Consider the following 10,133-nt stretch of genomic DNA (forward strand, 5'->3'; position numbering starts at 1 on the left):
TCACTCCGAGTGAAAACCCCTCCCGCCTGCCGGCCACCCTCCCCACAAGGGGGAGGGTTAGTCTGCCGTGCTGTACCTCAGTCCGGCCAACGGAGAGCACCGTCGAAACGGTGGCGGCTGCGTTCTTCGATCGGCGTCGCGATGATCTCGTTGGAGGCCCGAGCCTTGTCGAGTTCTTCCGTCAGGCGGGCCGCGACGATGGTTTCCTGGCCAGGATGCAGGTTGCAGGGATCGAGGTAGAAATAGTGATGTTCCACCTCATGGTCGCGGACGATGACCGGCGGGTTACCGCGGCCGAGTGCTGCAGCCAGATCCCAGGCCGTGATATGCGCTTCCGGCGCGGAGATGATCACCCGCATGCGGTCGAGCGGGTTGTTGGTCGGATCCGGCTCGATAAGCGCGGTGACGCCGGGGCGGCCGTCGAGCGTCCGTTTCCACAGATCGAGATAGCCGGTTTCGCGCTCGCGGATGCCCGCATGGTCACGCTTCTCCCAGGCTTCCAGCGCCGCCATGACGCCGAACACGCTCTCCTTGCCGACCTTCATGCCGCGGCCGACGCCCATGTTCTGCAGGAAGGCGTTGCGCACCAGCTCTTTCTTGCCGGCAACGATGCCCGAAGTCGGGCCGCCGAGAAACTTGTGGCCGGAATAAAGGACGATATCGGCACCCTGCGAAAGGAAGAGCTTGAGGTCGTATTCCGAAGCCGCGTCGACGATGACCGGCACACCCTTCGCGTGGGCGATTTCGACGAATTCGACAAGGTTGAGCAGGCCGTAGTCGACGACGTGATGCGAGACGACATAGACGGCCGCAGCCGTCTTTTCGGTGATCGCATGTTCCATGTGATAACGGTGCGTCGAGGTCGCCTGGCCAATCAGCACGACCTTGCCGCCGGCGAGCCGGATCGCCTGGTCCACCGGTGCGCCATAGCTCACCACATGGCCCATCTGCACGAGCACTTCGTTCTTGTCGGGCACCGTGTCCGGCAGCTTCTCGATTGCCAGCAGGTTGTTGCCGGTGATGGCGCCAGCGACCGCGAGGCTGATACCCGAGGAGCAGGAGGCCGTGACGAAGCCCGCCTCACCGCCGGTCAACCGGGAGATGATCGCGCTTGCCTTGCGCTGCAGGTCGTTGATCTCGACGAATTGCGGCAGGATCGCAGACATCGCCGCGATCGCCTCCGGAACCACGATCGAAGCACCGAGGCTCGTCATCGTGCCGGAAACATTGATGACCGGGCGAAGACCGATCTGGGTGCGGATATCATCGGACATTGTCGTTCTCCAAAGTGACGGCCAACCGCGAATTGCCATCGACAGTTATGCCATAATAATGTAATAGACTCTCGAAATCATACGAGGAGCCCCCACGAGGAGCCCCAAGGGGAACATCGAGTTGGACGCAAAGACTTCATCCGCAGACCTCTCCGTTGAGGCCGTTTCCGAAACGGAGACGGAAGCCAAGGGCGCGCGCCGCTCGCGCGTGAGCGGCATCGACCGCGCACTGCAGGTGATCGATTATCTCTACGAAACGAGTGCGCCGACCGGCGCCTATGCGATCGCCAAGGCGGTCAAGGCGCCGCTGTCGACCGTCTATGTGATCATTGACGATCTGGTCGAGAAGAACATGCTTGCCCGCAATGCCGACGGTTCGATCTGGCTCGGCGCCCGCCTCTACCACTACGGCCTCGCTTATGCCCGGTCGCTGGATTTCATGAGCGTCGCGACCCACGAAATGCACGACCTCTGCCGGCAGGCCGGCGAAACCGTGCAGGTCTGCGGCCGCGACGGTGATTACATGCTGGTGCTCGCCATGGCGGACGGCCCGAGCCATTACCAGGTCGCTTCGCGCGTCGGCACCCGTGTGCCGCTCAACTGGACGGCATCCGGCCGGCTTCTCGTCGGGCACTTGGCCGAGGCCGAGCGGATCGAGCTTTTCAAGCGCTGCGCCCGCACCTCGCCGACCGGCCGCGCCGAGATCGACGCGCGCACGCTGTCCGACTCGGCCGGCAAGGCCTTCGAGGAGCGGCTGTCGATCCAGGTGGCGGAGTCGGATTATGCGGTTGCCTGCATCGCCTCGCCGGTCTGCGATCGGAGCGGTGAGTGCGTCGCCACCATCTCCATCGTGCTGCCTGAACAGAAGGTCGTGTCCGACGGGAACCACTATACGGAGCACGTCCGCGCTTCCGCCCAGCGGATCGAGAAGCTGATGGGTTGGCGCAACCACTGACCTTGTCTCCTCAGTCGTTCAGCGAGACGATCGCCTCGATTTCCACGGTGATGTTGCCCGGCAGCGAGCCGAAACCGACGGCCGAACGGGCATGCTGTCCCGCATCCCCGAACACCGAGATAAAGAGGTCCGAGCAGCCATTGATGACGCTCGGATGATCTTCGAAATCCGGTACGGCATTGACCATGCCGAGCAGTTTCACCACCCGTTTCACCCGCGAAAGGTCGCCGAGCGCTTCATGCATGACCGCCAGCAGGTTGATGCCGACCAGCCGCGCATGCTGATAGGCGAGATCGACGCTGACATCGGCGCCCACCTTGCCGGCGTGCAGATGGCCGTCCGCCTCGCGCGGCCCCTGGCCGGAGAGATAGAGCATATTGCCTTCACGGACATGCGTGACGAAATTGGCGATCGGCGGCGGCGGCGGCGGCAGCTTGATGCCGAGCTCGATCAGCCGATCGTAGGGTGTCTGTGCCGTGGGAGCGGCCTTTGCTGAAGACGTATTCACGTCAACTCCTGTCATGCGATTTCAACAATGCGCCTCAGCGCCACGAGTAACCGTGGCTGTGGCGGACGAGCTTGCGGGCGCGCGGGATGTAGCGGCTGGCGGTGATGGCCTCGGAGCCGATGACCGCGTAACGCGGCTCGAACAGTTTCTGCAGGCGCGAGACGTCGCCGTTGGAATCGGTCGCTTCGAGATCGGCGTCGACGAGATCGAAGATCGTGAAATCGGCGCGCTCGCCAACCGACAGCCGGTTTTCCATGGCAAGCTTGATGACCGAGGCCGGGTGATGGGTGACCGCTTCGACAACCTTGTCGAACGGCATGCCAACCGACAGCAGCTTCGACATGGTGGTCGCCAGGTCCCAGACCGGGAAATTCATCGAATGGCCGTGCAGGTCGGTCGAGATCGAATATGGCAGCAGGCCGCGGGCGATCGCCGCCTCCGCCACCTTGAAGGAGAAGGACGCGCCGCCATGGCCGATGTCGAGGCGGATGCCTTCGCCGGCGCAGCGTTCGGCGAGATTGTAGAGATCCTCGTCTTCCATGATGCTCGAACCGGCCTTGCCGTTGAAGCAATGGGTAACGACGTCGCCGGGACCGAGGATTTCCAGCACCTCGTCATAGAGCGCCGGCGGCTCGCCGACATGCACCATCATCGGAACCTTGAGGATTTTGGCGATCTTCTTGCCGAGCTTAACCGGTGTGACACCCCAGGAACCGGTAATCACATGGCTGGCCCGCACCTTGATGCCGACGATATGCTCCTTGTTTTCCGCATAACATTCGAGGATGCGGTCGAGGTCGATATCGCGGATATCACGCAATTCGGCAACGCGGTTGCAGGCAACCAGGCCGATCGAGCCGAGGTTCAGGAACGCCTTGATGCGCTCCCTGGACGGCTCGATGATGTACTCGCGAAAACCGTGGAAATTGGCCTCGCCCGCAGAACCGGCGTCGACCAGCGTGGTGACGCCGCGCTCGGCGCCGCATTCCGACGGACGGAGCGAGATATCGGTGCCGCCATGCCAGATATGCACATGCAGGTCGATCCAGCCGGGCGAGATGAAGGCGCCATTGCCGTCGACCCGGATTGCGTCCGCGGTTGCTGCAAGCGACGGGCCGACGGCGGAAATCCGCCCGTCGGTGCCGACCAGGATGTCGATCGTGCCGGAGGCCGCATTGTCGCCGAAAGCCATCGGCTTCACGTTGGTGAGGAGGAGCGGCTGGCCCGCTGTTTCACCGGTCATTTAAAGGTCCTTTCGAAGTCTTGGATCGAGCATGTCCCGCAATCCGTCGCCGACCATCTGCAGCGACAGAACGGAAAGAATGATGGCAAAGCCCGGAAAATAGGTCATCCAGTCGGCCTGGCCGATATATTGGCGCCCGCTGGCAATCATYGTTCCCCAGGTGGGAATTTCGGGGCTGACGCCGAGGCCGAGGAAGGAAAGCCCGGCTTCGGCAAGCATGGCGCTGGCAAACAGGAACGTGCCCTGCACCAGGATCGGCGATATCAGGTTGCGCAGCACGTGCCGCGTCATGATGTGGAAGGTCGAGATGCCGAGCGCCTTCGCCGCCTCCACGTAAGGCAGTTCGCGGATCACCAGCGTCGAGGCCCGGACGATACGGGCAAGCCGCGGCGAATAAACGATCGACAGCGCAATGATCACCGTCACCAGCGACGGCCCGAGCGCTGCGACCAGCGCGATGGCAAGCAGAATATCGGGAAAGGCCATCATCGCATCGATCAGCCGGGCGATCGGCGTATCGAGCCTCTGGAAGAATCCGGCGAGCAGACCGAGCGTCACGCCGATGATCGCCGAAAGAGTGACGACGGCAGCGCCGACCAATAGCGACAGGCGCCCCGCAAAAATGGTGCGCGAAAAGATATCGCGGCCGAACTCGTCGGTGCCGAACCAGTAGATCTCGCTCGGCGGCTTCAGCCGGTTGACGATCGACAGTTTCGACGGCGAATAGGGCGCTATCCACGGCGCCAGAACCGCCAGCAGGACGAAGATAATGATGACGACCAGCCCGAGCGCGACCGTCTTGCGTTTCAGGAACCGGCGGAAGAACTTGGCTCCTTCGCTCGAGGCCGGCTTGGTGGTGACAATTTCCGCCATCAGTAGCGCACCCTTGGATCGACCAGCAGATAGAGCATGTCGATCGCGAAATTGATCAGGACATAGAGGGCGGCGATGACGAGCAGCGCGCCCTGGATGACGGGATAATCACGCCGCAGCACCGCCGAGACGACCAGATTGCCGACGCCCGGCAGCCCGAACACCGTTTCTGTGACCACGGCGCCGGAAATCAGCACCGCGGCGGTGAGGCCGAGCACGGTGAGGATCGGGATCAGCGCGTTCTTCAGCGCATGTTTCAGCACCACCCGCCGCTCGATCAGCCCTTTTGCACGGGCAGTGCGGATGTAATCGTCACCAAGCACATCGAGCATAGAGGCGCGGGTGAACCGCAGGATCAGCGCCGAGGAAACGAGGCCAAGCGCGAAGGCCGGCAATGTCAGGTGATACATGCGCTCGCCGAAGCTCGCGCCCGGTCCGCCGTAACCGGAAACGGGGAAGATGTTGAGCCGCACCGCGAAGAACTGCATCAGGATGAGCCCGAGCCAGAAGCTCGGAATACTGGCAGCCAGCATCGCCACCATCATCGCAGCCTGGTCGACGAAGGATCCACGCCGATAGGCGGCATAGATGCCGATCGGCAGCGCGATGAGGCTCGCAATCGCCAGCGAGAAAATCGTCAGGAAGAAAGTCGGTTCGGCGCGGTCGAGAAGCGCTGACGTCACCGGCATGTTGAGGAAGATCGACTGGCCGAGATCGCCCTTGAGAAGCTGGCCGATATAGAAGACGTATTGAACCGCGATCGACTGATCGAGGCCGAGACGCGTGCGCAGCTGGGCGACGTCCTGAGCCGTGGCATCCGGGCCGAGCATGACCGCGGCCGGATCGCCAGGCGTCACGCGAACGATCACGAAGACGATCGTGACGACGAGGAACATCACCACGATCATGCCGGCAAGACGTTGGAGAATGTAGCGTATCATTCGAAGACGTTCCTGTGTCCGGATAGTGCGGACATCATTGAAAGCGGATGCCGATCCATAGACCGGCATCCGCGTCCCTTGGGAGGATTATTACTTCTTGATCGAGGCGTTCCAGAAATAGGGCCACGGAGCCGGATCGACGCCCTGAAGCTTGGTCGAGATCGCAGAGACCGCGTTGAAATCACCGATCTTCATGAAAGGCGCTTCGTCATACAGGGCCTTCTGGACATTGGCCCAGAGCTCGACACGCTTCTTCGGATCCGACTCTGCCGAGAAAGCATCCACGGCCGCCTTTCTGGCAGGCGTATCCCACCAGCCTGGCGAAGTCGGGGCCAGCGAACCGATCAATGCCGGCTCCGGCAGGAAGGGGCTGTGGGTGATGTAGATATCCCAGAGTGCCTTGTCGGTGCGGCGCTGGGTGAGCGTCGCCCAGTCGACCACCTGCATGTCGACAGTAAAGCCGGCAAGCTTCAGATATTCGGCAGCAACCTGCGCCATCTTGTAGTGGAACTCGTATTGGCGGCTGGTCAGGATACGGATCGGCTTGCCGTCATAACCTGCGGCCTTCGCGGCCTTGGCGGCACCTTCCGGATCGGCGACGTTGTAATTGCCCTTCACGCCGGCATCCGTGCTCCAGGTGAAGGAGGCCGGGTAGATGTTGCCGTCGAGGGCGTAGAAATCCTTGCTGCCGAAGGCGGCGGCCAGCATGTCTTCCATGCTGAGTGCCTGGCGGATCGCCTTGCGGACGGCAAGGTTCTTGGCGGCGCCTTCGGCGGTATTGAAGACGAAGACCGGATAGCCGAACGGCTTCAGGAGCAGCGGCTGAGTGGCCTTCGAGGCCTTCACCTTGTCGAAGGATTCGACCGGCAGCGAGTCGATATAGTCGTACTGGCCGGAAATAGCGGCCTCTACGCGCGTGTTCGGGTCCGGAACCGGCACGAAACGGATCTCGTCCAGATACTGGTGGCGGGCGCCGCCATAACCGTCGCTCTCGCCCGAACGCGGCTTATAGTCCTTGAAGCGGACGAGCTGGATATACTGGTCGGCCTTGCGCTCCTTCAGCATGTAAGGCCCGGTGCCGATGAAATCGGTCATCGTGTCGGCCTGCTTCTCCGACGGGATGATGATCGCGGCGGAGTTGTTGAAGGCGAGCAACGAGACAAGCGGCGCATACGGCTGCTTCAGCTTGATCGTCACCGTCGTCGGGTCGGCGGCGGAAATGGTGTCGATGAAGCCGACGGCCTGCTTGCCCCGAGAGGCGAGCTTGGTCCAGCGGGTCAGCGAGGCGACCACGTCTTCCGAGGTCATGTCGCTGCCGTCGTGGAACTTGATGCCGGTGCGCAGCTTGATCGTATAGGTCTTGCCGTCGGCGCTGACCTCCGGAAGGCTCTCCGCCAGAAGCGGCGTGACGTCCCACTTCTTGTTGAATGTGTAGAGCGTCTCGAAAATGTGCTGGGTGACGATACCCACGAGGTCGGCCGTCGACGTCATCGGGTCGAGTGTCGGCGGCTCGCCGATGGTGGCGACGTTGACGACGCCGCCCTTCTCCTGCGCCATCAGAAATGACGGCGTGGCGACGAGCGCGGTTGCAACCAGGAATGCAAGCTTTAATCTCATGGTAGTCTCCCGTTTTTTGTTCCACAATTATGTTATATAAGCTTTTATAACAGAATATAGAACGCAGCCAGCCTGTCAATGGGCGCGCGGGAACATGCGCTGGTCCTATGCAAATTGCCGGGTTGAAATGATGGATACCGCCTGCAGCAGCCCTCAATGTTGCGTGAAGTCGCTGACAGCCCCTCACAAAATTTCGCGCTCTCTGTTACGTGGGGGCTGGACGAACGTGTCTTCGACGGCGAAAGCAGATAGCCTTCGCGTCCTCTACAAATGCTAGGAGCCAGAAGTGACCGATTCCAATTACACTCCGCCGAAAGTATGGACCTGGGACAAATCCAATGGAGGCCAGTTCGCGAGCATCAATCGCCCGATCGCCGGCCCGACCCATGAAAAAGAATTGCCGGTCGGACGTCACCCCCTCCAGCTCTATTCGCTGGCGACGCCGAACGGCCAGAAGATCACGATCATGCTGGAAGAATTGCTGGCACTCGGGCATTCCGGCGCCGAATACGACGCCTGGCTGATCAAGATCGGCGACGGAGACCAGTTCGGCTCCGGCTTTGTCGAGGTCAATCCCAATTCCAAGATCCCGGCGCTGATGGACCGGTCCGGGCCTGAGCCGATCAGGGTCTTCGAGTCGGGCGCCATCCTCGTCTATCTCGCGGAGAAATTCGGCGCCTTCCTGCCGACCGAGCCTGCCAAGCGCGCCGAATGCCTGTCCTGGCTGTTCTGGCAGATGGGCAGCGCCCCCTATCTCGGCGGCGGCTTCGGGCACTTCTATGCCTACGCCCCGACCAAGATCGAATATGCGATCGACCGCTTCGCGATGGAAACCAAGCGCCAGCTCGACGTCCTCGACCGGCGGCTTGCCGAAAGCGAATATATCGCAGGCAGCGCCTACACGATCGCCGACATGGCGATCTGGCCCTGGTACGGCGGCCTCGTGAAGGGCTGGCAGTATGGCGCCGGCGAATTCCTTTCGGTCCAGGACTACACCCACGTCCAGCGTTGGGCCGACGCCATCCTGGATCGCCCCGCCGTCAAGCGTGGTCGAATGGTCAATCGCCTCAGCGGCGACCCGTCCGGCCAGCTTCACGAGCGCCATGACGCCAGCGACTTCGAGACCAAAACCCAGGACAAACTGGCCGCGAGCTGAAAACAGCCCTTCGAGCCAGATGGACAAAACGAGATGGATGTGGCCCATTCGGGCCACATCGTCTGGGAGGCATATTTTTAACATGACCGACAATCTTATCGACACTTCCACGAACGGCCTTTTCCTCGGCCGGGTCTGGAATCCCGCTGCTTCAGGCCCTAGCCTCGTCACGCTGCGTGACGGTGTCCTGGTCGACATCACCAGCAAGGAGACGCCGACCGTCAGCGCGCTCCTGGAGCGCGGCGATACCGCGGATTTCGTCCGCAACGCGGCCGGACCGGTCCTCGGCACCTTGGAAGACATTGCCGGAAACAGCACGGGCCGGCCCGACCCGTCGCGTCCCCATCTTCTGGCACCCGCCGACCTGCAGGCAATCAAGGCCTGCGGCGTCACCTTCGCGCAGTCGATGATCGAGCGGGTCATTGAGGAAAAAGCGGCCGGCAATCCGGACAGGGCGGCAGCGATCCGCGAGACGGTCAGCACGATCATCGGCGGCAGCCTCAAGGACCTGAAGGCCGGCTCCCCGCAATCCGCGAAAGTCAAGGAAGCCTTGATCCGGGAAGGCATGTGGTCGCAATATCTCGAAGTCGGGATCGGGCCGGATGCGGAGGTCTTTACGAAGGCGCCGGTGCTTTCCTCGATGGGGTGGGGAGCGGATGTCGGCCTGCACCCGGTATCGACCTGGAACAATCCGGAGCCGGAAATCGTGCTCGCGGTCAACAGCCGCGGCGAGATCAAGGGCGCGACGCTCGGCAACGACGTCAACCTGCGCGATGTCGAAGGGCGCTCTGCGCTTCTGCTCGGCAAGGCGAAAGACAATAACGCCTCCTGCTCGATCGGACCTTTCATCCGCCTCCTCGATGAAAGTTATGGACTGGACGATGTCCGCAATGCCGAACTGGACCTGCGGGTTACCGGCCCGGATGGTTATATCCTCAACGGCAAGAGCTCCATGTCGAAGATCAGCCGCGACCCGCTCGAACTCGTGAAACACACCTGCGGTGATCACCATCAATATCCCGACGGCTTCATGCTGTTCCTCGGCACGTTGTTTGCGCCGACCGAGGATCGCGATGTTCCGAACCAGGGCTTTACCCACAAGATCGGCGACATCGTCGATATCTCGTCCCCGGCCCTCGGCACGCTGCGCAACACGGTGCGCCTCTCCACCGAATGCCCACCCTGGAGTTTCGGCATCTCTGCGCTGATGAAGAATCTCGCCGCGCGAGGACTGCTCTAAACGGAGCGGCCTCGTCTCGCCACGGCCGTCAAATCGGCCTATGAGACCGGCACAGACCAGACGGGACGCTTAAGAGAATGAACACGCCTTGGAACAAGCCGGTCGTCGTATCGATCGGCGAACCGCCGGCCGAGACCGCGATCGAGACGACGCAGGGTGCTGCCTGGGCGATGATCGAGGACTGGCCGGTGGAGGATGGCACGGCCCTCGACCGTGCGCTTACCGTCTGTGCCGCGGTGGATGCCGGAAAGAGCAAGCCGGAAGACGCCAGAAAGGCCTTTGTCGAGGCCGCGAAGGAAGCGCATATCCTGGTCCGCGCCTAAGCT

The 10,133-nt window shown here is 62.1% G+C and carries 10 protein-coding genes; 4 read left to right on the forward strand and 6 right to left on the reverse strand.

What is annotated here, in order from left to right:
- Nucleotides 1–77: 77 nt before the first annotated feature.
- Nucleotides 78–1,274 (reverse strand): aminotransferase class V-fold PLP-dependent enzyme, encoded by a 1,197-nt coding sequence (locus tag AC1DLT_RS26075; RefSeq protein WP_477488687.1) that lies wholly within the window; start codon nt 1,272–1,274, stop codon nt 78–80.
- 115 nt (nt 1,275–1,389) lie between these two features.
- Here AC1DLT_RS26075 and AC1DLT_RS26080 point away from each other — a divergent pair, with 115 nt between their 5' ends.
- Nucleotides 1,390–2,229: an IclR family transcriptional regulator gene (locus AC1DLT_RS26080; RefSeq protein ID WP_477488715.1), complete on the forward strand. Its 840-nt coding sequence runs from the start codon at nt 1,390–1,392 to the stop codon at nt 2,227–2,229.
- Nucleotides 2,230–2,239: 10 nt separating this feature from the next.
- On the opposite strand, the gene AC1DLT_RS26085 is transcribed toward AC1DLT_RS26080, so the two are convergent.
- The 5 genes from AC1DLT_RS26085 to AC1DLT_RS26105 form a co-directional block, all read right to left on the reverse strand.
- On the reverse strand, nt 2,240–2,752 hold the full coding sequence (locus tag AC1DLT_RS26085) for a RidA family protein (protein ID WP_051899842.1): 513 nt from the start codon (nt 2,750–2,752) through the stop codon (nt 2,240–2,242).
- A gap of 19 nt (nt 2,753–2,771) precedes the next feature.
- Nucleotides 2,772–3,980, reverse strand: coding sequence for an amidohydrolase/deacetylase family metallohydrolase (locus AC1DLT_RS26090; protein WP_477488688.1), 1,209 nt, complete (start codon nt 3,978–3,980; stop codon nt 2,772–2,774).
- Nucleotides 3,981–4,853: an ABC transporter permease gene (locus AC1DLT_RS26095; protein ID WP_038546079.1), complete on the reverse strand. Its 873-nt coding sequence runs from the start codon at nt 4,851–4,853 to the stop codon at nt 3,981–3,983. It lies immediately after the preceding gene.
- Nucleotides 4,853–5,794 (reverse strand): ABC transporter permease, encoded by a 942-nt coding sequence (locus tag AC1DLT_RS26100; protein WP_038549714.1) that lies wholly within the window; start codon nt 5,792–5,794, stop codon nt 4,853–4,855. The genes AC1DLT_RS26095 and AC1DLT_RS26100 overlap by 1 nt, the downstream gene beginning before the upstream one ends.
- Nucleotides 5,795–5,884: 90 nt before the next feature.
- The gene (locus AC1DLT_RS26105; RefSeq protein ID WP_038546082.1) at nt 5,885–7,411 is read right to left on the reverse strand and encodes an ABC transporter substrate-binding protein; all 1,527 of its coding nucleotides are present in this window, start codon (nt 7,409–7,411) and stop codon (nt 5,885–5,887) included.
- Between the two features lie 286 nt (nt 7,412–7,697).
- Here AC1DLT_RS26105 and yghU point away from each other — a divergent pair, with 286 nt between their 5' ends.
- From yghU to AC1DLT_RS26120, 3 genes are all read left to right on the forward strand, one after another.
- Nucleotides 7,698–8,567: a glutathione-dependent disulfide-bond oxidoreductase gene (yghU, locus tag AC1DLT_RS26110; protein ID WP_477488689.1), complete on the forward strand. Its 870-nt coding sequence runs from the start codon at nt 7,698–7,700 to the stop codon at nt 8,565–8,567.
- An 82-nt stretch (nt 8,568–8,649) separates the two neighbouring features.
- A complete protein-coding gene (locus tag AC1DLT_RS26115) occupies nt 8,650–9,807 on the forward strand; it encodes a fumarylacetoacetate hydrolase family protein (RefSeq protein ID WP_477488690.1) in 1,158 nt (385 codons plus the stop codon).
- Nucleotides 9,808–9,884: 77 nt separating this feature from the next.
- On the forward strand, nt 9,885–10,130 hold the full coding sequence (locus tag AC1DLT_RS26120) for a DUF982 domain-containing protein (protein WP_477488691.1): 246 nt from the start codon (nt 9,885–9,887) through the stop codon (nt 10,128–10,130).
- Nucleotides 10,131–10,133: the final 3 nt, after the last annotated feature.

The organism is Neorhizobium sp. 05N33, assembly GCF_056397445.1.